Origin of the sequence: Rhodospirillum rubrum ATCC 11170 (assembly GCF_000013085.1) — a bacterium.
Taxonomy (GTDB): domain Bacteria; phylum Pseudomonadota; class Alphaproteobacteria; order Rhodospirillales; family Rhodospirillaceae; genus Rhodospirillum; species Rhodospirillum rubrum.
On record NC_007643.1, the window covers coordinates 1665877 to 1688214 of the forward strand.

Annotated in this window: 18 protein-coding genes; 11 read left to right on the forward strand and 7 right to left on the reverse strand. The window is 64.2% G+C overall.

Annotation, left to right across the window (positions count from 1 at the left end):
• Positions 1-21: 21 nt before the first annotated feature.
• The 4 genes from RRU_RS07335 to RRU_RS07350 are packed head-to-tail and all read right to left on the reverse strand — an operon-like array spanning position 22 to position 5765.
• A complete protein-coding gene (locus tag RRU_RS07335; RefSeq protein WP_011389164.1) occupies positions 22-2904 on the reverse strand; it encodes an FAD-binding and (Fe-S)-binding domain-containing protein in 2883 nt (960 codons plus the stop codon).
• Complete coding sequence (locus RRU_RS07340; protein WP_011389165.1) at positions 2901-3572, reverse strand: LutC/YkgG family protein; 672 nt, start codon at positions 3570-3572, stop codon at positions 2901-2903. The genes RRU_RS07335 and RRU_RS07340 overlap by 4 nt, the downstream gene beginning before the upstream one ends.
• Complete coding sequence (locus tag RRU_RS07345) at positions 3565-5019, reverse strand: lactate utilization protein B (protein WP_011389166.1); 1455 nt, start codon at positions 5017-5019, stop codon at positions 3565-3567. Before RRU_RS07345 ends, RRU_RS07340 begins: the two co-directional genes overlap by 8 nt.
• A complete protein-coding gene (locus RRU_RS07350) occupies positions 5016-5765 on the reverse strand; it encodes a (Fe-S)-binding protein (protein ID WP_011389167.1) in 750 nt (249 codons plus the stop codon). The genes RRU_RS07345 and RRU_RS07350 overlap by 4 nt, the downstream gene beginning before the upstream one ends.
• Positions 5766-6149: 384 nt before the next feature.
• Here RRU_RS07350 and RRU_RS07355 point away from each other — a divergent pair, with 384 nt between their 5' ends.
• The 3 genes from RRU_RS07355 to RRU_RS07365 all read left to right on the forward strand — a co-directional run bounded on the left by RRU_RS07355 (position 6150) and on the right by RRU_RS07365 (position 7738).
• Positions 6150-6926: an FCD domain-containing protein gene (locus RRU_RS07355; protein ID WP_011389168.1), complete on the forward strand. Its 777-nt coding sequence runs from the start codon at positions 6150-6152 to the stop codon at positions 6924-6926.
• A 135-nt stretch (positions 6927-7061) separates the two neighbouring features.
• Entirely contained in the window at positions 7062-7490 is a 429-nt protein-coding gene (locus tag RRU_RS07360; RefSeq protein ID WP_014626168.1) for a putative toxin-antitoxin system toxin component, PIN family, read from the forward strand.
• Entirely contained in the window at positions 7487-7738 is a 252-nt protein-coding gene (locus RRU_RS07365; RefSeq protein ID WP_011389170.1) for a toxin-antitoxin system HicB family antitoxin, read from the forward strand. Before RRU_RS07360 ends, RRU_RS07365 begins: the two co-directional genes overlap by 4 nt.
• A 123-nt stretch (positions 7739-7861) precedes the next feature.
• On the opposite strand, the gene ahpF is transcribed toward RRU_RS07365, so the two are convergent.
• The 3 genes from ahpF to RRU_RS07380 all read right to left on the reverse strand — a co-directional run bounded on the left by ahpF (position 7862) and on the right by RRU_RS07380 (position 11764).
• Positions 7862-9442: an alkyl hydroperoxide reductase subunit F gene (gene ahpF, locus RRU_RS07370; protein WP_011389171.1), complete on the reverse strand. Its 1581-nt coding sequence runs from the start codon at positions 9440-9442 to the stop codon at positions 7862-7864.
• A 139-nt stretch (positions 9443-9581) separates the two neighbouring features.
• Entirely contained in the window at positions 9582-10145 is a 564-nt protein-coding gene (gene ahpC, locus RRU_RS07375; RefSeq protein WP_011389172.1) for an alkyl hydroperoxide reductase subunit C, read from the reverse strand.
• A 227-nt stretch (positions 10146-10372) separates the two neighbouring features.
• Entirely contained in the window at positions 10373-11764 is a 1392-nt protein-coding gene (locus RRU_RS07380; protein WP_011389173.1) for a UbiD family decarboxylase, read from the reverse strand.
• 236 nt (positions 11765-12000) lie between these two features.
• Here RRU_RS07380 and RRU_RS07385 point away from each other — a divergent pair, with 236 nt between their 5' ends.
• The 8 genes from RRU_RS07385 to cooS all read left to right on the forward strand — a co-directional run bounded on the left by RRU_RS07385 (position 12001) and on the right by cooS (position 22272).
• The gene (locus RRU_RS07385; RefSeq protein WP_011389174.1) at positions 12001-15798 is read left to right on the forward strand and encodes a proton-conducting transporter membrane subunit; all 3798 of its coding nucleotides are present in this window, start codon (positions 12001-12003) and stop codon (positions 15796-15798) included.
• Positions 15791-16762: a respiratory chain complex I subunit 1 family protein gene (locus RRU_RS07390; RefSeq protein WP_011389175.1), complete on the forward strand. Its 972-nt coding sequence runs from the start codon at positions 15791-15793 to the stop codon at positions 16760-16762. Before RRU_RS07385 ends, RRU_RS07390 begins: the two co-directional genes overlap by 8 nt.
• Positions 16763-16774: 12 nt before the next feature.
• Positions 16775-17203, forward strand: a complete 429-nt coding sequence (locus RRU_RS07395; protein WP_011389176.1) for an NADH-quinone oxidoreductase subunit B family protein — start codon at positions 16775-16777, stop codon at positions 17201-17203.
• 9 nt (positions 17204-17212) lie between these two features.
• On the forward strand, positions 17213-17713 hold the full coding sequence (locus tag RRU_RS07400) for a 4Fe-4S dicluster domain-containing protein (protein WP_011389177.1): 501 nt from the start codon (positions 17213-17215) through the stop codon (positions 17711-17713).
• On the forward strand, positions 17710-18228 hold the full coding sequence (locus RRU_RS07405) for an NADH-quinone oxidoreductase subunit C (RefSeq protein WP_011389178.1): 519 nt from the start codon (positions 17710-17712) through the stop codon (positions 18226-18228). The genes RRU_RS07400 and RRU_RS07405 overlap by 4 nt, the downstream gene beginning before the upstream one ends.
• Complete coding sequence (locus RRU_RS07410) at positions 18225-19310, forward strand: nickel-dependent hydrogenase large subunit (RefSeq protein ID WP_011389179.1); 1086 nt, start codon at positions 18225-18227, stop codon at positions 19308-19310. Before RRU_RS07405 ends, RRU_RS07410 begins: the two co-directional genes overlap by 4 nt.
• 450 nt (positions 19311-19760) lie before the next feature.
• Positions 19761-20333: a 4Fe-4S dicluster domain-containing protein gene (locus RRU_RS07415; RefSeq protein ID WP_011389180.1), complete on the forward strand. Its 573-nt coding sequence runs from the start codon at positions 19761-19763 to the stop codon at positions 20331-20333.
• Positions 20334-20352: 19 nt separating this feature from the next.
• Positions 20353-22272: an anaerobic carbon-monoxide dehydrogenase catalytic subunit gene (gene cooS / locus RRU_RS07420; RefSeq protein WP_011389181.1), complete on the forward strand. Its 1920-nt coding sequence runs from the start codon at positions 20353-20355 to the stop codon at positions 22270-22272.
• Positions 22273-22338: the final 66 nt, after the last annotated feature.

The window sequence follows — 22338 nt, forward strand, 5'->3', positions numbered from 1 at the left end:
TGCCAGGGCGCTGGCGTTTTTTTAGGCCTGTTCTGTTGTCGTGGTTTCTTGATCTTGTTGGTCGGCGGCTTCGACGCGCGACGCCACCAAATCAATGATCGAGCGATAGGGAAAACCGGCCTGCTGCGACAGGCCGATTTCACAGGTTCGATTGCTGGAATAGCCCTCCGCGCAGCCTTCGGGCAGGGAGGCCTTCAGGTCGCGCAGGGCATGGGCGTTCAATTCGGGCTGAACGAAGCCGCGATCACCGGCAAAGCCGCAACAGGGGATCCCCGGGGGACGGATCACCGTTTCGGCGCACGCCGCGGCCAGGGCTTCCATTTTGCCGCCAAGGCCCATGCGCTGGGTGCTGCAGGTGATGTGAATGGCCACCGGGCCCGGCGTCGGGCGCAGGGGCAGGTGACCAAGAACGTGATCATGAAGGAACTCGACGGCGTCTTGCGGTCGCAGCCGTTCCTCGAGATGCTGTTTCAGGCGCAGGGAACAGGGGCTGGTATCGCTGATGATGGGGATCGTCCCATCGGCGCTGGCGATGCGCAGGGCGGCGGCCACTTCGGCGGTCTTGGCGGCGGCGACATCGGCCAGACCGGCGCTTTCAAAGGGCACGCCGCAACACAGATTGTCCAGGCCTTCGGGATAGATCACCTCGAAGCCGGCGCGGCGCAACAAGGCCTCGGTGCGGGCGGGCAAGGGAAGGGCCGTGGGATCATTCGTGGCCGGGCCCATCGCCCGTCCGGCGCATCCGGGAAAATAGACGACGCGGGGTTTTTGGCTGTTGTTCGCGGTTTCTAGGGGGGGCGTCGGGGTCGGCGTCGCCTTGGGCATGGCGCGATGCCAGCGCGGCAGGCGGTTGCCGGTCAGCCGACGCAAGGTGGCGCTGGCGGTTTCAAGTCGGCCTTCGCCGATGGTCCGCCCGATCAGCGCGGCGCTGCCCAGACCCAGGCGGGTAAGGGCGCTGGTGGCGGCGAAATGGCGCCCCAGCCAACGGCCGATGCGCCGCCCGGTCGGGCCCCGCCGCGTTCCCCGGATTTGGGTGGTCAGGGCGCCGGTATTGATGCCGACCGGGCAGACGGTGCCGCACAGACCGCAGGCGGCGCAGGTATCAACACCCTGATAGTCGTAAAGATCGCGCAAGGCCGCCTTGTCGGCGCTGGCGCCGGCGCTTTCAAGCCGGGCGATCTCGCGCCAGGCGGTGATGCGTTGGCGCGGGCTGAGCGTTAGGAACAGCGACGGGCAGAGGGGTTCGCAAAAGCCGCATTCGATGCATTTGTCGATCAGCGCATCGGCGGCGGGCAAGGGCTTGAGGTTTTTGAGATGGGCGCGGGGATCGCCATTGAGGATGACCCCGGGATTGAGCAGGCCCAAGGGATCAAGCAACGCCTTGATCTCGCCCATCAGCCCATAGGCCTCGCTTCCCCATTCCATTTCGACGAAGGGCGCCATATTGCGCCCGGTGCCATGTTCGGCCTTGAGGCTGCCGTCATAGGTTTTGACCACCATCTCGCCCACGGCGTCCATGAAGGCGGCGTAGCGGTCGATTTCGGCCTGGGAGCCGAAGTCCTGGGTGAAGACGAAGTGCAGATTGCCGTCAAGGGCATGGCCGAAGAGGATCGCTTCGTGGTAGCCGTGCTCGTGACACAAACGCTCCAGCGCCACGGTGGCGGCGGCCAGATGCTCGATCGGGAAGGCGACATCTTCGATGATCACCGTCGTGCCGGTCGCCCGCACCGCGCCCACCGCCGGGAACAGGCCCTTGCGGATCTTCCACAGCGTGCCGTAAACGGCGGGGTCACTGCTGAAGGCGGGGGGAAACAACGGGGTGACCGCGCCCAAGGTCTGGCCGATCTCCTCGATATTGGCCTGCAGGGCGAGGGAATCGGCCGCCCGGGTTTCCACCAGCAAGGCGGCGACCCCCGGGGCCAGCCCGCGGATCTGGGCCGGCATCCCCGGTTTGTCCTCGACCGAGCGCAAAGCGGCGCGGTCCATCAGTTCAACGGCGGAGACCGGCGTGGCCTTGAGCAGGGTGACCGCCCGGCAGGCCTCGGCGATATCGGCAAACAACAACAGCGCGCTGGCCTTGGCCGGATGCTCGGCGATGGTGCGATAGGTGATCTCGGCGATGAAGCCCAGGGTGCCTTCCGAACCGATCAGCAGATGGGTGAGGATATCGAGCGGATCGTCGTAATCGACCAGGGCGTTCAGGCTATAGCCGGTGGTGTTCTTGATCGCGTATTTGCGGCGGATGCGCGCCGCAAGCGCGGCGTTGGCGCGCACCCGCCGGCCAAGCGCCGCAAGGCCGGCCAGCAGATCGGCATGGGTCTGGCGGAAGCGGGCGATGCTGCGGGCGTCGGCGGTATCGACCAGGGTGCCATCGGCCAGGATCAGCCGCATCGCCTCGACGGTCTGATAGGAATTGTCGCTGGTGCCGCAGCACATGCCGCTGGCGTTATTGGCGGCGATGCCGCCGATCTTGCAGGTATCGATCGAGGCCGGATCGGGGCCGATCTTGCGGCCAAAGCCCGCCAGCTTGCGGTTGGCCTCGGCGCCGATGACGCCGGGCTGCAAGCGGATGCGCGCGCCCTTGGCTTCGATGACGGCGCCCGTCCATCCCCGGCCCAAGACCATCAGCACCGACTCGCTGACCGCCTGCCCCGAAAGCGAGGTGCCGGCGGCGCGGAAGGTCACCGGGGCGCGGTACTGGCGGCAGATCGCCAGCACGCGGGCGACCTCGGCCTCATCGGCGACCTCGACCACCACCTTGGGCAGCAGGCGGTAGAAGCTGGCGTCGGTGCCATAGGCCAGCAGTCGCAAAGGATCGGTGAAGATCCGCTCATTGGGCAGCAGGGCGCGCAGCGCGGCGAGAACGGCGGAATAATCGATGGATGACGCGGGATGGTCGGTCATGGGCGGATCACCAGGACAATCAGGGCCTTGGGGCCGTGGACGCCATAGGCCAGGGTCTGTTCGATATCGGCGGTTTTCGACGGGCCGGAGATCAGCAGGGCGTTGGTCGGCATCGCCTTGGCCCAATGCTGGCTGGCGATCAGCGCCGACAGGCTGTCGGCGATCGCCGTCTCCTCGACCAGGGCGATATGCAGGGGTGGCAGCAGGCTCATCAGCCGGGGTTCGTCGGGGGTCGGCCACAGCACCAGCGATCCCGTATGGGCGATGCCCCCCAGGGTACCGGTCAGGGCGGCTTCGACCCCGGATACCAGCGTTTCCTTCATCGCTTCGACCGGGCGGTCATAGGCGATCAGGCGGGGCCGCCCGTCCGTGGCCTCGCCCCAGGCCTGGGCCAACTGGCGCCCGGCCGGCGTCGTCGGCGCATAGAGCAGCCGTGCGACGGCCTTTTGCTCCAGCAACTCGGCCAGACGGGCGGGCCAGTCGGTGGCGCTGGCCTGATAAACCTCGGCATGGGCGGCTTCGAGCAGGGCGGTGAAGCGGGCCAGCCGTTCGCTGCCATGGACGGGGGGCGCCCAGGCCGGCGTTCCGGGGCGCGGATAGGCCGGGGCGGGGGATCGCGGGGCGGCGCGCAGGCGGGCCAGGATGGCGGCGCGGGCGGTGTCATTCATCGGCATAGCCCCTTTCGCGGGCCAGGGCGTGCAGGCTGCGGCGGGCGAAGGCGGGCTTGCTACGCACCCGCGTCCAGCGGTTCAGTCCGGGCAGCCAGGACGGCAGGCGATCGCCGATCCGCCCGGCCAAGCGGCTGATCAGGCCATACAGCCGGGGCTGACCAAGAATGGCGGTGGACAGCCGGCGCCCCAGGCGATCGCCCAGGCTTCGCGCGCTGCCCCCGCCCTTGACCGCCCGCGAGGTCGGGCTGATCGCCTCGCCGCGCAGGCGCACGAGCAAATCGGGGATGGGGATCTCGACCGGGCAAACCTCGGCGCAGGCGCCGCACAGGCTTGAGGCGTGGGGCTGATCGCCGGCGCAATCGAGGCCCTCAAGCTGGGGGCTGAGGATTTTGCCGATCGGCCCGGGATAGGTGAAGGAATAGCTATGGCCGCCGACCCGGGTATAGACCGGGCAATGGTTGAGACAGGCGGCGCAGCGGATGCAACGCAGGGTGTCGCGCAATTGCGGGTCGTCGTAAACCCGCGAGCGGCCGTTGTCGAGCAACACCAGATGGACCGCTTGCGGCCCGTCCTTTTCGCCGGGGCGGCGCGGGCCGCTGATCATATTGACATAGGTGGTGATCGGCTGGCCGGTGGCCGAGCGCGGCAGCAACGACAGCAGCGGCGGCACGTCATCGAGGAATTCCAGCACCTTCTCGATGCCGGTCACGGCGATATGCAGGGGCGGCAGGGTGGTGGACAGCCGGCCGTTGCCCTCGTTCTCGATCAGCACCAGGGTGCCGGTTTCGGCGACGGCGAAATTCACCCCCGAGATCCCGGCATCGGCGGCGGCGAAGGCACCGCGCAGGGCGTTGCGGGCGGCGCCCGTCAGATCATCGACGTTTTCGGTATAGGGCTGGCCGGGGATATGCTCGGCGAACAGCGCGGCGATCTCGGCCTTGTTCTTGTGGATGCAGGGCATGACGATATGCGAGGGCGCCTCGCCGGCCAGTTGGATGATGTATTCGCCCAGATCGGATTCGATGGCGGTGATGCCGTGGGCGGCGAGATGGGCATTGAGGTGCATCTCCTCGCTGACCATCGATTTGCCTTTGATCACCGTCTTCGCCCCGGCGGCGGTCAAGAGATCGAGAACGATGGCGTTGGCTTGCCCGGTGGTTTCGGCCCAATGGACGGTGATGGCGTTTTCGGCGCAGCGTCGCTCCAGGCGTTCGAGCAAGTCGGGCAGTTTGGCCAGGGCGCGGGCGCGGGCTTCGGCGCCACGGGCGCGCAAGGTCCGCCATTCGTCGGCATCGGCGAACTGGGCGGCGCGCTTGCTCATCAGGCCGTCCATCGCCCGGCGGAAATTGGCGCGCAGGCGCGGATCGTTCAAAGCCACCCTGGCCTTGCCGGTGAAGGCCAAGGGGGCGGTGGCGGCGGTGTCCTGGGGAAGGGGGGCGTTCATCGGCCGCGCTCGACCAGGAATTCGGCGATATGGCGGGCTTTTTGCGGTCTGCCGGCCTTTTCCAGCGCCCCTTTGATGTTCATCAGGCAGCCGCAATCGCCGCTCAGCACCTCGCTGGCGCCGCTTTTGCTCAGATCGTCGATCTTATCGGCGACCATGGCGGCGGAGATTTCCGGCTGGCGGACGGAAAAGGCCCCGCCGAAGCCGCAGCACTCGTTGGGCCGCTCCAGCTTGGCCAGGGTGACATTGCTCAGTCCGGCCAGCAGGCTTTCGGGTTCGCCGCGCACGCCCATTTCGCGCTGGCTGTGGCAGGAGGCGTGGAAGGCCACGGTGACCGGCGGTCCGCCGTCGGTCAGGCTCAGCTTGCAGACATGGACCAGGAACCACGTCAGTTCATAGACGCGGGCGGCGAAGGCCCTGGCCTCGGCCTCGTCGGGCTGGCCGGCGAACAGCTCGGGATAATGGCGGTGCATCATGCCGGCGCAACTGCCCGAGGGCACGACGATGGGGATCGGCTTGGGGAAGGTCTTGATCTGCTGGCGGGCGATGGCGCGGGCCTCGTCAAGCCAGCCATTGTTGCGCATCGGCTGGCCGCAGCAGGTTTGGCCCGGGGGAAAGATCACCCTGATCCCCTGGCGCTCAAGCAGGGTCATCCCCGCCAATCCGGCTTCGGGGTAAAAAAGATCGACCAGACAGGTGGCGAAGAAATAGACCGACGCCGGTTTTTCGGGAACATCACGACTCATTGCCAACCCTTTCCTCGCCGCCGGCGGGGTGCGGCGCGCCAATGCCAAAAGCGGATGCGATACGGCCCAACCGCAAGGCGGCGGGCCGATTGGTCACAGGGGGGGAGGGGATATGCGCGCGCCAGCAGGCGGCGCCTCCGGCTAAGGCCGGGGTGCTTGATCCGTGATATCCTCCCAAAGGCGGCGGCGCCTTGAGGATGGCGCCGCTCGTTCCGATTTCTTGGTCAAGAAGTATGACCACGGACCTATCGCGGTCAATATTTTTTCGAGTAAGGGTTGTTTTGGGCGGTCGCGGCCGTGGTGATGGGGCCGGGGGTGACAAGGCGGGCCCCGCTGCCTAAACTAAGGCCGTCGGGCGGGGTGGGGTGACCCGGAGCGAAAAGGATGATCATGAGCGAGCCGATCAGGGCGACGCGCCTAGCCGAAACGATCGCCGATCATCTGGAGCGACTGATCGCCGAGGGGGCCCTTCGTCCGGGGGAACGTCTGTTGCCCGAGCGCGAACTGGCCCTGAAGCTCAATGTCTCGCGGCCGTCCTTGCGCGACGGCTTGGCGGCGATGGAACGCCGGGGGCTGATCGTCACCGATCGCCAGGGCTCGCGCGTCGCCGAATTCCTGCGGCCGCTGACCGAGCCGCTGGAACTGCTGATCCAGAACAACACCCAGGCGACCTTCGATTATCTGGAGTTCCGCTTCGTCGTCGAGGGGGCGGCGGCGGAAATGGCCGCCAAGCGCGCCACCGACCTTGATCGGGCGGCGATCCGCGCCATCCTGGATCGCATGGCGGCCGTCCATGGCGACGATGACTCGGCGGCCGAGGCCGAAGCCGACGCCGATCTGCACAGCGCCACCTATGAGGCGACCTATAACGTTATGATTTTGCACATCATGCGCGGCTTCTCGCAGCTTTTGCGCCGCGATGTCTTTTATAACCGCGAACGGCTTTACGCCCGGCCCGGCGTGCGTGATCTGCTGCTTGGCCATCATCAGGCGATCGGCGAAGCGATCATCGCCGGCGACGGCCCCGCCGCCCGCCGCGCCGCCGAGGAGCACATCACCGTCACCCGCGAAACCCTGGAAGAGATCCGCGACGCCGACGCCCGCTTGGCCATGTCGCTGCGCCGCATCGGCCGCCGCGATCTGGTGGCCCCTGAGCGGTAGAATGGTAGTGTTTGGGTCGGTTTTTCTCCCTTTGTCTGTTGCCTTGACTATTCGTACATAGAAAAGCTCTTCCGAAGCGGAGCAAATTTGTGAGATCGCTTGCAATATCAAACGCTCTCACCAAGTGATGGTGTCATGAGGTTGATTCTTGACACGGCGATCATGGTCGCCGCGATCCGAAGCGATGCTGGGGCGTCCCGCCTTCTCTTGGTGGCGGCTCTGAAGCGGCGATTTACGGTGCTCGCCTCGGTACCGCTATTGATCGAGTATCAGGCGGTAATGACGCGGACAAAGCATCTCGAAGCAGCCGGTCTATCAGTGGAAGATGTGCATATCCTGCTTGATGCCGTGGCGGCCGTTGCTGAGCCGGTCCGCCTAGCCTTTCTGTGGCGTCCCGCAGTACGTGATCCAGACGACGACATGGTACTGGAAGCGGCGGTTAATGGTCGGGCAGAGGCCATCGTGACGTTTAATATCCGCGATTTCGACAATGTTGCCGCCCACTTCGGTATCGAGGTCTTAACGCCGGGCGAAGCCTGGAAACGCGTGGAGGTCAGGACATGAGAAAAAGCAATTTCGACCTGCGGCTTCAGCCCTCGCTCCTCGACGAGGCCCGCAAGGTGGCTGAGACCGAGGGGGTCGCGCTTAACCAGTTCATCAATGTTGCGGTTGCGGAAAAGCTTTCGGCCCTGCGCACGGAAAGCTATTTCCAGGAGCGGGCCGCCCGCGCCGATATCCCTAAGGCGCTTGCTGTCCTCGCCCGGAGCGGCAAGGGCAAGCCGCCGATGAAGGGGGACGACCTGCCGGACTGAGCAGTCAGGACGGGGGCTTGCGGAGGCGACTTCGGCAGGCGGGATGGGAGCGTTGCCCGTCTTCACACGAAAACAGCCCGGAAGAACCGGGCTGTTTCGCTGCGGGCAAGCAGGAGGAGAGCGTCAGGCGGCGGCGGTTTCTTCGGCCTGGGGCAGGCGGATCAGGTAATCGAAGGCCGACAGCGCGGCCTTGGAGCCTTCGCCCATGGCGATGATGATCTGCTTATAGGGCACCGTGGTGGCGTCGCCGGCGGCGAAAACGCCGGGCAGCGAGGTTTGGCCGCGGGCGTCGATCTCGATTTCGCCGCGCGGGCTGAGGGCGACCGTGCCCTTCAGCCATTCCGTATTGGGCACCAGACCGATCTGCACGAAGATGCCGTCAAGGTCGATGCGGTGGAATTCCTCGGTGGTGCGGTCCTTGTAGCTGAGGCCGACCACCTTGGCGCCATCGCCGTGGACTTCGCTGGTCAGGGCCGAGGTGATGATCGTCACGTTGTTCAGGCTGGCGAGCTTGGTCTGCAACACCTGATCGGCGCGCAGGCGGGCGTCGAATTCGATCAGGGTGACATGGGCGACGATGCCGGCCAGATCGATGGCGGCTTCCACGCCCGAATTGCCGCCGCCGATCACCGCCACGCGCTTGCCCTTGAACAGCGGGCCGTCGCAATGCGGGCAATAGGCGACGCCCTTGTTGCGATAGGCATCCTCGCCCGGCACATTCATCTGCCGCCAGCGGGCGCCGGTTGACAAGATGACGGTGCGGGCCTTCAGCGCCGCGCCGCTGGCCAACTGCACCTCGACCAGACCGCCGGGCGTCTTGGCCGGGATCAGCTTTTCGGCGCGCTGGAGGTTCATGATGTCGACGGCGTAGTCCTTGACGTGGCTTTCCAGGGCGGCGGCCAGCTTGGGGCCTTCGGTATGGGCCACGGAAATGAAGTTCTCGATGCCCATGGTATCGAGCACCTGACCGCCGAAGCGTTCGGCCGCCACCCCGGTGCGGATGCCCTTGCGCGCGGCATAGATCGCCGCCGCGGCGCCGGCCGGACCGCCACCGATGACCAGAACGTCGAAGGCCTCCTTGTCCTTGAGCTTGGCCGCCGTGCGCTCGGCCGCGCCGGTGTCAAGCTTGGCCAGGATCTGTTCAAGCGTCATACGGCCCTGGGCGAAGGGCTCGCCGTTGAGGTAAATGGCCGGCACGGCCATGACCTGACGGCTTTCGACCTCGTCTTGGAACAAGGCGCCATCGATGGCCGTGTGCTTGATGCGGGGGTTGAGCGCGCTCATCAGATTGAGGGCCTGCACCACATCGGGGCAGTTCTGGCACGAGAGCGAGAAATAGGTTTCGAAATTATAGTCGCCGTCCAGGCTTTCAATCTGCTCGACCACCTCGGGCGCCGTCTTCGACGGATGGCCGCCAACGTGGAGCAGGGCGAGGATCAACGAATTGAATTCATGGCCCATCGGCAGGCCGGCGAAGCGCACGCCGATATCGGTGCCGGCGCGGTTGATCGAGAACGACGGCTTGCGGCCCTCGTCGTCGCGACCGATCAGGGTGATCTTATCGGAAAGCCCGGCGATGTCTTCGAGCAGGTCAAGCATCTCTTCGGACTTCGCGCTCTCGTCGAGCGAGGCGACCAGTTCGATCGGCTGGGTGACATTTTCGAGATAGGTCTTCACCTGGGCTTTGAGATTGCTGTCCAACATGAATGCTGACTCCCCTTGGGGCTCCCCTGATGTCGTGAAACGAGGATGTGCGCTGCCCGGATGATGGTTTGACCCTGTTTCGTCTCGCTCCCCCTGGGCCCGACCGGGGTCGGATCCAGGGGGGACGTGGTCTCGGTGTTTAGATACGGCCGACCAGATCAAGCGACGGGGCGAGGGTCTTTTCGCCTTCCTTCCACTTGGCCGGGCAGACTTCGCCGGGGTGGGAGGCGACGTACTGGGCGGCCTTGACCTTGCGCAGAAGCTCCAGGGCGTCACGGCCGATGCCGCCGGCGGTGATCTCGACGATCTGGATCCGGCCCTCGGGATCGATGACGAAGGTGCCGCGATCGGCGAGGCCGGCGTCTTCGATCAGCACGTCGAAGTTCCGGCTGATCGTGCCGGTCGGATCGCCGACCATGGTGTACTCGATCTTCTTGATGGCTTCCGAGGTGTCGTGCCATGCCTTGTGGGCGAAATGCGTATCGGTCGAGACGCTGAAGATCTCCACACCAAGACGCTGGAACTCGGCATAGTTCTCGGCCAAGTCCTCAAGCTCGGTGGGGCAGACGAAGGTGAAGTCGGCGGGGTAGAAGAACACGACGGACCACTTGCCCTTGAGCGTGTCATCGGTGACGGTGACAAACTTCCCGGCCTTGAATGCGTCGGCCTTGAACGGCTTAACTTCGCTACCAATCAACGACATTGTCTTCTCCGCTGCGTTGTGTGATCTGAACAGGGCGCATCCTAGAACTGGAATAACCATAAAGGAAATTGGTTTTTTATGTATATTCCAGTGGAAAAATCGATCTAAGAGCCGAGTTTACCCGTGACCCAGGCGAAGAGAGCGCACTTGGTGCGGGTTAATCCCGTCGACCACGCTCTCCGCGTCGCTGTCCGCCTTTGGGGAGATGGGCTATGTCGGGGGCGCCGTCAACGCTTCGCCCCGACGATATCAAGCCCGTCAAGGGTCATCGCTTTGGTTTTGGCGCGATCAAAGGCCGGGGTATGGGGAAAGGGCCGGGTGCAATCGAAGCCGACCTTGGTGCCGAGATAATTGGGGAAGGTCGGGTTGAGGCCGTGGCCGAAGGCGTTTTCGATGACCAGAATGCCGGTCTTGGCATCAAGCCGGGTGGTCATCGCCCATTCCACATCGCGGCCATTGCGAATATCCACATCCTCATCGACCACCGTGACCATCTTCAGCGGCGGAAAGGCGGCGAAGGTCGCCAAGATCGCCTGTTTGGCCCAGCCGGCGCGCTTTTGGGCGATCTTGACCACGCAATGATAAAACCCGCAGCCGCCATGGCTGAAGTAGACATCCTCGACCCCGGGCACCTGGACCCGTAACAAGGCCAGCACATTGGCTTCGCCGAGCAGTCCGACCGAATTGAAGACCTCGGCCCCCGACAGCAGGGTGTGAAAGATCGGCGCGCGCCGGCGGTGGATGCGCTTGACCCGCACCAAAGGCCGGGGCTCGACCCGGGCGTAATAGCCCGTCACCTCGGCGAAGGGGCCCTCGGCGTGGACCTCGCCGGGGCGGATCTCACATTCCAGGGCCCACATGGCGTGGGCGACCATTTCCACCGGCCCGACGGTTCCGGCCACCAGTTCCAGGGGGGCGCCGTGGAAGGCGCTGGCGATGCCCAGTTCGTCGGTTTCGACGGGGGCGGCCTCGGCCGGGGCGGCGGCGGCGAAATGCACCCCGGGGCCGACGCCGACATTGAGGGTGAAGGCCAAGGGTTCGCCCCGCGCCGCCGCCTTGTCGAGATAGAGGCCAAGATGGCGCCCGGCATCGATATTGATCACCAGACGATCCTTGCCGATCACTTGGAAGCGCTGGATCGAGGCGTTGCGCACGCCGGTTTCGGGATCCTTGGCGATGACCACGGCGGCATCGAAATAGGGGCCGCCGTCTTCCAGGGCGTGGATGGGAATGGGCAGGGTGGATAGATCGACCTCGGCCTCGGTCACCTCCAACACCGGCCCGTCGGCCACCACCAGCGGATCGACCGGAGCGCTTTGCCAAGATTTGATGCTGGCGGCGACATGCTGGGGCAGGGCGGTTTCGGGTTGGTCGAACAAGGCGCCCAAAAGCTCGCGCGACCAGTAGAGGCCGACGAAGACCGGATAGGCGTGCCCGGCGACCTTCTCGAACAGCACCGCTTGCGGGCCGCCTTCGAAGCGGGCGGCGATGCCGGCCAGATCGTGGCGGGGATCGACCTCGGACCGTACCCTGACCAATCGGCCCAGGGCCTCAAGCCTGTCGATGATCCGTCCCAGATCGGCGATGACCCTGGGTGACCCGCTAAAATCCCGTTCCATAGTTCCTGGCGCCCCCTGTTTGGAAAGCGGCAGTGAAGCATGGTTATCGCAATGTCCACAATATGGGGCGGCCGAGCTTTGCCGAGGCCACGGGCGATAAGCCGGGCGACCCAGCGCTCCGTAAACAGCATGACGAGTGTCGGCCAAGTGACGGAATTTTCCGCCCAGGTGGCGTACTCCCGTTCTTCACTCATGCCCCGTCGCAAGGACGGGTCTCCAAAAGACGGGGAGTCCCCATGGCCGATATATCCGCGCTCGCCTGGGCTGGTGCAGCCCTCATGCTTATCGGCGAGGGGTTGGCGCTGCGCAACGTCCGCGACCTTGCGCGGATGCTGACCTATTCGACGATCGCCGAAATTGGCTATGTCCTGATGGGGCTGGGCATCGGCACCGCCGCCGGCGAGACCGGTGCCGTCATGCATCTGGGCTATCAGGCGATCATGCGGGCGCTGGTCGTCGTCGCCGCTTGGCATCTGATCCGCCGCAGCGGATCGTCGAAGCTTGACGCCCTGGTCGGCAGCGTCGAACGGATGCCGTTCGTATCGCTGATGTTCGGCTTCGGCCTGTTCTCGGTGATGGGGCTTTCACCGTTCAAGGGATCGTTTTCCAAATTCGTCATCCTCTATGCCGCCATCGAGAACGGCTATTGGGGCTTGGCGGCGGTGGGAACGGTCGCCAGCATCATCGCCGCCTTCTATTACATCCACACCATCCAACAGGTGTGCTTCCAACGCCAAAGCCATGGAATCCTTGGCGATAAGCCGATCCCCTTCTTCCAGATCCCGGTTGGTCAACTGCCCATCGTCGTGCTGGCGCTGGTCACCGTGGTGATGAGCCTTGATCCCGATCCCTTCTTGATGCTGGCGGCCAATGCCGTTGGTCTGCCCGACCACCACGGCCTGCCCGAGTTCGAGACGATCTGGGACGCCCCGGTGCTGCTGCCCTATGTTGGCGGCTTCGCTTTGTTCCTGTTTGGGCGCTTTTCGGCCCAGGCCCGCGCCGTCGGCGCGATCGCTCTGGCGACCGCCACCCTGGCCCTAGTGGCGGCGCGCCTGGAGAGCGGCGATCTTGGCGGCCTGTTCGCCCTGATCTTCGCCGCCATCGGTCTGGCGGTGACGGTCTATTCCGTTGGCTACATGAAGCATGGTCACGGGGTGAACCGTTATTTCTTTTTCCTGTTCCTGATGATCGGTTCGCTGATCGGCGTCGCCACCACCAATCACCTGGGCAACTTCTATCTGTTCTGGGAACTGATGACCTGGATGTCCTATCTGCTGGTCATCCATGAGCAGACGGCCAAGGCCCTCAAGGCCGGCATGAAGTATTTCCTGATCTGCGCCTCGGGCGCCTATGTGATGCACTTTGGCATCCTGGTGCTCCATGCCCAGCTTGGCACCTTCGAGATCAGCGAGATCGCCCCGTGCATCGGTACGCTGTCGCCGGCCCTGGCCGGGGTGGTGCTGGCCACCTTCCTGATCGGTTTCATGGCCAAGGCCGGGCTGTTTCCGCTTTATAGCTGGCTGCCCGAGGCCCATCCGGTGGCGCCGTCGTCGATCTCCGGGCCGATGTCGGGCATTCTGACCAAGGCCGGCATCCTGGGCATGGTCAAGCTGCTGTTTGGGATCTTTGGCGTCGGCGCGCTTGGCCAATTCGGCCTGTTCGCCGGCCTCAGCCTTCCCGGCGCCGTTCTGGTGGCGCTTGGCGGCATCACCTTGTTGCTGGGCGAGGTCCAGGCCTATCGCCAGACCGATATCAAACGCCTGCTCGCCTATTCGACCCTGGCCCAGATCGGCGAGATCACCATGGTGCTTGGCGTGGGCACATCGCTGGCCCTGGCCGGCGGCCTGTTCCACGTCACCAATCACGCCGTGATGAAGACGATGCTGTTCTTCGCCGTCGGCGCCCTGATCCTGCGCAGCGCCGGGCGAAGCCTTGATGACCTCAAGGGCCTCGGCAAGGTGATGCCCTTCACCGGTTTGTGTCTGGGCATCGGCCTGCTGGCGATCATGGGCGTGCCGCCCTTCGGCGGCTTCGTCAGCAAATTCCTGATGATCTATGCCTGCGTCGAGGCCGGGCAGGTCGGCGTCGCCGCCGTTATCCTGGTCGGCAGCGTCATCGGCGCCCTGTACTACGCCCGGGTTCTGCGCGCGGTGTTCTTCGAGCCCTATACGGGTCCCAAAGTCGTTGAGGCGCCGCTGACCATGCGGATCGCGCTCGGCGCCCTGGCTGGCGTCGTGGTGTTCACCGGCGTTTATCCCGATGCGGCCTTGAGCGTGGTCATGCCGGTGGTCGAGACGCTGTCGGCGCGCGGCGGCCTGCCGCTGGCCGCCTTGCCGCCGCTGCGCATGGAGTGGTCGTTGGCCGCCTTGATCGCCGTGGTTGGCGCGGTGGTCGTTTATATCCTGGGTAAGCGCTCGACGGTGGTCGCCGGCTCGCTGTCGGTGGCGGTGATGGCTCTGGCCTTGGCCGGCATCCTGATTCAGTCCGGGCGCTATGATCTGCTGTCGTTCTGGTTTGCCGCGCTGATCGTCGTCGTCGGCGCCATCAACCTGTTGTACTCGATCGGCTATATGGCTCACGGCCATGCCCAGAACCGCTTCTTCTTCTTTTTCGTCATGATGATCGGCGGCTTGCTTGGCGTCACCGCCAGCGACGATCTGTTCAATTTCTTCGCCTTCTGGGAAGTGATGAGCAGTTGGACGCTTTATCTGGTCATCATCCACGAAGAAACCAAGGACTCCCTGGACGAGGGCACCAAGTACTTCATCTTTAACTTTGTTGGCGCCAGCTTCCTGTTCCTGGGCGTTGCCATCCTCGCGGCCAAGGCCGGCACCTTCGAGATGGCCCTGCTGCCCCAGGCGGCGCTGAGCATGCCGGTGGGCTGGCTGGCGGTTTCGGCGGGGTTGATCCTGGCCGGTCTGCTGATGAAGGCCGCCCAGCTGCCGCTGCGCATTGATTACCAGATGCATCCGGCGCCGGCGCCGACCCCGGTCAGCGGCTATATCTCGGCCGTGCTGCTCAAGGTCGGCCCTTATGGCGTGCTGAAGATAATGGTGGCCTTGGGCGCGGGGGGCGGTTTGGCGCGGATCGCCGGCCTGGGGGCCTGGATGCCCGATCCGCTGGTGGTCGTGCAGGTCATCGCCGCCCTCACCGTGCTTTATGCCGGCGCCATGGCGGTGGTGCAAAACGGCGTGAAGCGGCTGCTGATCTACAGCACCGTCAGCCAGTTGGGTTATGTCCTGCTCGGGCTGTCGCTGGGCTCGGCGCTGGGCGTCGCCGGTGGTTTGATGCACTTCGTCAACCACATGATGCTCAAGGATATCTTGTTCCTGGCGGCGGGCTGCATCCTGGCCCAGGCCCATGTCCACAGCCTGGATGACTTGGGTGGACTGGGGCGCAAAATGCCGATCACCTTCGGCCTGTTCCTGTTCGCCGGGCTGTCGCTGTCGGGCATTCCGCCCTTCAACGGCTTCGCCTCGAAATGGCTGATCTATCAGGGCGCTTTCCAGGGCGGGCATTACCTGCTGGCGATGGCGGCCCTGATGTCGAGCCTGTTCACCCTGGCCGCCGTTTTGAAGTTCACCCATAGCGCCTTCCTTGGCCCGCTGTCGCCAGCGGCGGCGACGATGCGCGAGGCGCCGCCGGTCATGCTGATCCCGATGGGGCTGCTGGCGGCCGGTAGCGTCATCGTCGGCGTCTTCCCCGGTGTGGCGCTGGTGCCGATTTCCCGGATCCAGGCGGCTTTGGGCCTGCCGGTGATCGAGGCCAGCTGGCTGGGCGGTCTGCCCGGTCCCGGCGGCTGGCATCCGCTGACCTTGACCCTGGCCCTGGGGGCCGTCGGGCTGATCGGCTGGCTCTATTGCCGCGATGGCTATCGCCACCGCGCCGCCAGCACCACGCATAGCTGCGGCGTTAGCGACATCGCCGCTTCCGCCATGCATGTCCCGGCTTCGGGTCTGTACGAGACACCCGATCGCCTGATCCGCAAGGTTCTTTTCGCCAAGACTTCGCCCGAGGGCCGCGCCCATGACTGATAGCCTTGTTCAAACCCTGTCCGTGCTGTTCGCGGCGGTGGTCTTTCCCGGCGGGATCTTCGCCATCACCCTGGGGCTCGCCCTCAAGGGCTTTGACCGGCGGGTCTTCGCCCGGCTGCAACGCCGGGTGGGCGCCCCCTTGCTCCAGCCGTTCTATGACGTGCTGAAGCTGATGACCAAGCGCACCCTAGTGCCCGAGAACGCCAATCTGGTGGTGTTTTTGATGGTGCCGCTGCTGGGGCTGGCCAGCATGGGCGTGGCGGCGGCGATGATCCCGATCCCCGGGCTTTATGATCCAAGCCCGGCCTTCGGCGACTTGTTGGTGCTGTTTTACCTGCTCTCGGTGCCGGCGGTGATGCTGATGCTGGCGGGATCGGCTTCGGGGTCGCCCTTCGGCGGCATCGGCTTTTCGCGCGAGATGGCGATCATGCTGGCCTATGAGGGGCCGATCCTGCTGGTCATCGTCAGCGTGGCGCTGAAGACCGGGGCGGCCCTTGGCCAGCCGATCTGCCTGTCGCTCTCGGAGATCGTGCGCTACCAGCAAGCCCACGGCGCCTATCTGTTCGATCCGTGGATGTGGCCGGCGGTGCTGACCTATATCGCCTTCATTCCGGCCAATCTCGGCATCTCGCCCTTTGATATTCCCGAGGCGGAATCCGAGGTGCTGGAAGGGCCGTTGATCGAATATTCCGGCGTCGCCCTTGGCCTGTTGAAGCTGACCTCGGCGGTCAAATCCGTCGTCGTCATCGGCCTGGGCATCGTTTTGTTCTTCCCCAATGGCCCCGAGGGCCTTTTCGGGCTGGTGGTCTTCGCCCTGAAATGCCTGGTCATCACCGTCTGCGGGGTGTCGGTGCTGCGCGCCGCCGTCGGCCGGATGCGCATCGATCAGGCGGTGATCTTTTATCTGAAATGGCCAGAGCTTCTGGGCATCGCCAGCCTTGCCCTGGTGGCAATGAACCTGTGAGGGATGACGGCCATGAATTTTCTTTCGCGTATGTCCAAGAAGTCGCCCTGGCTTTACCGCATCAACGCCGGATCGTGTAACGGCTGCGATGTCGAGCTGGCGACCACCGCCTGCATTCCGCGCTATGACGTCGAACGCCTTGGCTGTCAGTACTGCGGCAGCCCCAAGCACGCCGATATCGTGCTGGTCACCGGCCCTTTGACCGCCCGGGTCAAGGACAAGGTGCTGCGGGTCTATGAGGAAATCCCCGATCCCAAGGTCACCGTAGCCATCGGGGTTTGCCCGATCTCGGGCGGGGTGTTCCGGGAAAGCTACAGCATCGTCGGCCCGATCGACCGTTATCTGCCCGTCGATGTCAACGTGCCGGGCTGTCCGCCGCGCCCCCAGGCGATCATCGAGGGGATCGCCAAAGCCATCGAAATTTGGGCCGGTCGGATCTAGGAGGGCGTCGTGGCATTTCTATCCATCTTGATGAAGAACCTGCTCAAGGGCCCGTCGACCGAGCCCTTGCCGACCGCCGATAGCCCCACCCCCGCCGCCTATCGCGGCAAGGTGACCTTTGACGAGACCGCCTGCGTCGGCTGCAAGATGTGCGAGCACGTCTGCCCGGGCGGGGCGATCCGCTTCGAGGAGCGGCCCGAGGGGCTGCGCTTCATGATCTGGCACAACACCTGCGTCAATTGCGGCCTGTGCTCCCACTATTGCCTGACCAAGGCGATAAAACTTAGCAATGACTGGCATTTGTCGCATTTGCAGGCAGACAAGTATCGCCTGACCGATCAAGCCCTTGTCGCTTATGCCGCTTGTTCGGGCTGTGGGACGAAGATGCTTCCCACCGCCGATGCCCTGATGCGTCTGGCTTACAAAAAGGTGAGCCCGCGTAGCGAGCATCTGCGCCATCTGTGTCCGGACTGCCGCCGCTCAGCCAGTGTCTCAGGAGATATCCAATGACCCCTCATCCCACGCCGCAAGAGCTGGTGCGCGTCACGGTCAAGGCCCTCAACGGCCAACTCGCCATCGAGGAGCCCGCCGGCGCGCCGATGTCGGTCTGGCTGACCCTGGCCGAAGCCGGCGATCTGCTGGCCGCCGCCCGCAGTCTGAAAGCGATCGGCGCCCGCCTCAGCATGATCACCGCCCTGGCCGATGACGGCCGGGGTGGCAACATCGTGGCCTATCATTTCGACATCGCCGGTCACACCGTGACCGTCAAGGTCTGGGTGGTCAGCGGTGGATCGATCGACTCCATCATGACGCTGTTTCGCAATGCCGACTGGCACGAGCGCGAGTTCATGGAATTCTACAAGATCGAGGTCAAGGACCGCGCCGACGCCAAGCGTTTGTTCCTTGATGAAAGCATCGAAGGCGGAGCGATGGAGCGGCTGATCCCGCTGTCGGTTCTGGCCAATGCCGCCAGCACCAAGATGCTGTGGGAAAGCCTGACGGTCATGCCCGAGGAGGCGAAATGAGCACCTATACCATTCCCGTCGGCCCGCTGCATGTGGCCCTTGAAGAGCCGATGTACTTCCGCATCGAGGTCGATGGCGAGAAGGTGGTCAGCGTCGATATCACCGCCGGCCATGTCCATCGCGGCATCGAATACCTGGCGACCAAGCGCAACATCTATCAAAATATCGTGCTGACCGAGCGCGTCTGCTCGCTCTGCTCCAACAGCCATCCGCAAACTTATTGCATGGCCCTGGAAAGCATCACCGGCATGGTGGTGCCGCCGCGCGCCCAATATCTGCGGGTGATCGCCGACGAGACCAAGCGCGTCGCCTCGCATATGTTCAACGTCGCCATCCTTGCCCATATCGTCGGTTTTGATTCGCTGTTCATGCATGTCATGGAAGCCCGCGAGATCATGCAAGACACCAAGGAAGCGGTCTTTGGCAATCGCATGGACATCGCCGCCATGGCGATCGGCGGGGTCAAATACGATCTTGATAAGGACGGGCGCGATTATTTCATCGGTCAGCTCGATAAGCTTGAACCAACGCTGCGCGACGAGATCATCCCGCTTTATCAGACCAACCCGTCGATCGTTGATCGCACCCGGGGCATTGGCGTTCTGAGCGCGGCCGATTGCGTGGACTATGGCCTGATGGGGCCGGTGGCGCGCGGCTCGGGCCATGCCTATGACGTGCGCAAGCAGGCGCCCTATGCGGTTTATGATCGTCTGGACTTCGAGATGGCCCTGGGCGAGCACGGCGATGTGTGGTCGCGCGCCATGGTGCGCTGGCAAGAGGCCCTGACCTCGATCGGGCTGATCCGCCAATGCCTGCGCGACATGCCCGACGGTCCGACGAAGGCGGGGCCGGTGCCGCCCATTCCCGCTGGCGAGGCGGTCGCCAAGACCGAGGCGCCGCGCGGCGAGTTGATCTATTACCTGAAGACCAACGGCACCGACCGGCCCGAACGCCTGAAATGGCGCGTTCCCACCTATATGAACTGGGATGCGCTCAATGTGATGATGGCCGGGGCGCGGATTTCCGATATCCCGCTGATCGTCAACAGCATCGATCCCTGCATCTCCTGTACGGAACGCTGAACGCCCCAGACAGAGAAGCGTTCTCATCTTCTAGTTCTGCTGGTTTTTCTTGATAAATCCCCGCGATGGCGATGAACGCTTCGTGGGGATTTTGCCGAGTCCTTCGGCGTCTTTTCATACCCCCATAAAAACTCTGGATAACTGTCATCTGGCCGACAGACGGGGCCGGGCTTTTTGTCGCTTACTCGGCGCCAGGGGCAAAAGGCCCGGCCCGGTCTGAAGGGCGACGAAGCACCCGCCGGCCGTGGTTTTTGATCGGCGAAGTCTTTGTTTCGTCTCGTTTTTTAAGGAAACCCCGAACAGGGGTGGCGTTAATTCACGAGATGACTTTGTAAATTACGCGTCTGAGAACAGCGTTTCGCTCCAGGGAATGATTGTTGCAGACAGTGCAGTCTAAAAAGGCAAATGCGTTGTTTTGACGTGGTAATCAATGCGTGGAGGGCAGTACGAATGCCGCCAATCAAAGAAAATGTAATCATCTACGCCAATCCCGATCATTGTCTGTCCTGCCATTCATGCGAGTTGGCTTGCGCCGTCGCCCATAGTGGCGGTCACGACATGATCGAGGCGATTGCCGCCAATTTGCCGCTGCATGCGCGCAACAAGGTGGTCAGCGTCGATGGCACGGCGATGCCCATGCAGTGCCGGCAGTGCGAGGATGCGCCCTGCACCTTCGCCTGCCCGACCGGCGCCTGTCGTCAGGCCGATGGTCAGGTTCAGATCGTCGAGCAGCACTGCATCGGTTGCAAGCTCTGCGTGATGGTCTGCCCCTTCGGGGCGATCACCGTGCGCTCGGAAACGGTCGTCGAGCAGGGCGCCTGCACCAACCGGGGCGTCGCCAAGAAATGCGATCTGTGTGTCGACTGGCGCGCCAGCACCGGCAAGACGGCTCCGGCCTGTGTCGAGGCTTGCCCGACCAAGGCCATCCGCATGGTCGATCTCGACGCCTATCGGATCGCCTTGCGCGAGGCCCGGGCCCGCGAGATCGCCAAGTCGCACCGCCATATGCGCGTCCAATTCTAAGCACCAAGGAATCGCAGTGATGACCCATCACGACTGCGCCCACTGTTCCTCCGACGCCTGCGCGACCGAAATGTTGAATTTGGCCGAGGCCAACAGCATCGAAACCGCTTGGCATCGCTACGAAAAGCAGCAGCCCCAATGCGGCTTCGGCAGCGCCGGCCTGTGTTGCCGCATCTGCCTGAAGGGCCCCTGTCGCATCGATCCCTTTGGCGAAGGCCCGAAGTACGGCGTCTGCGGCGCCGACCGCGACACCATCGTCGCCCGCCATCTGGTGCGCATGATCGCCGCCGGCACCGCCGCCCATTCCGAGCACGGCCGCCACATCGCCCTGGCCATGCAGCATATTTCACAAGGCGAGCTTCACGATTATTCGATCCGCGATGAGGCCAAGCTCTATGCCATCGCCAAGACCCTGGGCGTGGCCACCGAGGGCCGTGGTCTGTTGGCGATCGTGGGCGATTTGGCGGCGATCACCCTGGGTGACTTCCAGAACCAGGATTACGACAAACCTTGCGCTTGGCTTGCCGCGTCGCTGACGCCGCGTCGGGTGAAGCGCTTGGGTGATCTGGGACTGCTGCCCCATAATATCGATGCTTCGGTGGCGCAGACGATGTCGCGCACCCATGTGGGCTGCGATGCCGATCCCACCAATCTGATCCTGGGCGGCTTGCGCGTCGCCATGGCCGATCTTGACGGTTCGATGCTGGCGACCGAGCTGTCCGATGCCCTGTTTGGCACGCCCCAGCCGGTGGTCAGTGCCGCCAATCTGGGCGTCATGAAGCGCGGGGCCGTCAATATCGCCGTCAACGGCCATAACCCGATGCTCAGCGACATCATTTGCGATGTGGCGGCCGATCTGCGCGACGAGGCGATCGCCGCCGGCGCGGCCGAGGGCATCAACATCATCGGCATCTGCTGTACCGGCCATGAGGTGATGATGCGCCACGGCGTGCCGCTGGCCACTAACTACCTGTCGCAGGAATTGCCGATCCTGACCGGCGCCCTGGAGGCGATGGTCGTCGATGTCCAGTGCATCATGCCGTCGCTGCCGCGCATCGCCGAATGCTTCCACACCCAGATCATCACCACCGACAAACACAACAAGATCAGTGGCGCCACCCATGTGCCCTTCGACGAGCACAAGGCGGTGGAGACCGCCAAGACGATTATCCGCATGGCGATCGCCGCCTTTGGCCGGCGCGATCCCAACCGCGTCGCCATTCCCGCCTTCAAGCAGAAGTCGATCGTCGGCTTCAGCGCCGAAGCCGTCGTCGCCGCCCTGGCCAAGGTCAATGCGGACGATCCGCTGAAGCCGCTGGTCGATAATGTGGTCAACGGCAATATCCAGGGTATCGTGCTGTTCGTCGGCTGCAACACGACCAAGGTTCAGCAAGACAGCGCCTATGTCGATCTCGCCAAATCCCTGGCCAAGCGCAATGTGCTGGTGCTGGCGACGGGCTGCGCCGCCGGCGCCTTCGCCAAGGCCGGATTGATGACCTCCGAGGCGACCACCCAATACGCTGGCGAGGGGTTGAAGGGGGTGCTGAGCGCCATCGGCACCGCCGCCGGCCTGGGGGGGCCGCTGCCCTTGGTCATGCATATGGGCTCTTGCGTCGATAACAGCCGGGCGGTGGCTTTGGCCACGGCTTTGGCCAATAAGCTGGGCGTCGATCTCTCGGATCTGCCGCTGGTCGCCAGCGCGCCGGAATGCATGAGCGAGAAGGCCCTGGCCATCGGCTCGTGGGCGGTGACCATCGGTCTGCCGACCCATGTCGGCTCGGTGCCTCCGGTCATCGGTTCGCAGATCGTGACCAAGCTGGTGACCGAAACGGCCAAGGACTTGGTGGGCGGTTATTTCATCGTTGATACCGACCCCAAAAGCGCCGGGGACAAGCTTTACGCCGCCATTCAAGAGCGTCGCGCCGGGCTTGGCCTGTAAGACCTTAACGACCCCGGGGCGGGGAAGTTGATCCTCGCCCCCTCTCTTTCTTATCGGTGAGGGTGC

Coding starts and splice junctions, on each gene's coding strand:
- RRU_RS07350 (WP_011389167.1), bottom strand. CDS start 5,765: ATGAGTCGTGATGTTCCCGAAAAACCGGCGTCGGTCTATTTCTTCGCC.
- cooS (WP_011389181.1), top strand. CDS start 20,353: ATGACCCATCACGACTGCGCCCACTGTTCCTCCGACGCCTGCGCGACC.
- RRU_RS07340 (WP_011389165.1), bottom strand. CDS start 3,572: ATGAATGACACCGCCCGCGCCGCCATCCTGGCCCGCCTGCGCGCCGCC.
- RRU_RS07335 (WP_011389164.1), bottom strand. CDS start 2,904: ATGACCGACCATCCCGCGTCATCCATCGATTATTCCGCCGTTCTCGCC.
- RRU_RS07395 (WP_011389176.1), top strand. CDS start 16,775: ATGAATTTTCTTTCGCGTATGTCCAAGAAGTCGCCCTGGCTTTACCGC.
- ahpF (WP_011389171.1), bottom strand. CDS start 9,442: ATGTTGGACAGCAATCTCAAAGCCCAGGTGAAGACCTATCTCGAAAAT.
- RRU_RS07365 (WP_011389170.1), top strand. CDS start 7,487: ATGAGAAAAAGCAATTTCGACCTGCGGCTTCAGCCCTCGCTCCTCGAC.
- ahpC (WP_011389172.1), bottom strand. CDS start 10,145: ATGTCGTTGATTGGTAGCGAAGTTAAGCCGTTCAAGGCCGACGCATTC.
- RRU_RS07360 (WP_014626168.1), top strand. CDS start 7,062: ATGAGGTTGATTCTTGACACGGCGATCATGGTCGCCGCGATCCGAAGC.
- RRU_RS07385 (WP_011389174.1), top strand. CDS start 12,001: ATGGCCGATATATCCGCGCTCGCCTGGGCTGGTGCAGCCCTCATGCTT.
- RRU_RS07390 (WP_011389175.1), top strand. CDS start 15,791: ATGACTGATAGCCTTGTTCAAACCCTGTCCGTGCTGTTCGCGGCGGTG.
- RRU_RS07345 (WP_011389166.1), bottom strand. CDS start 5,019: ATGAACGCCCCCCTTCCCCAGGACACCGCCGCCACCGCCCCCTTGGCC.
- RRU_RS07415 (WP_011389180.1), top strand. CDS start 19,761: ATGCCGCCAATCAAAGAAAATGTAATCATCTACGCCAATCCCGATCAT.
- RRU_RS07380 (WP_011389173.1), bottom strand. CDS start 11,764: ATGGAACGGGATTTTAGCGGGTCACCCAGGGTCATCGCCGATCTGGGA.
- RRU_RS07355 (WP_011389168.1), top strand. CDS start 6,150: ATGATCATGAGCGAGCCGATCAGGGCGACGCGCCTAGCCGAAACGATC.
- RRU_RS07410 (WP_011389179.1), top strand. CDS start 18,225: ATGAGCACCTATACCATTCCCGTCGGCCCGCTGCATGTGGCCCTTGAA.
- RRU_RS07405 (WP_011389178.1), top strand. CDS start 17,710: ATGACCCCTCATCCCACGCCGCAAGAGCTGGTGCGCGTCACGGTCAAG.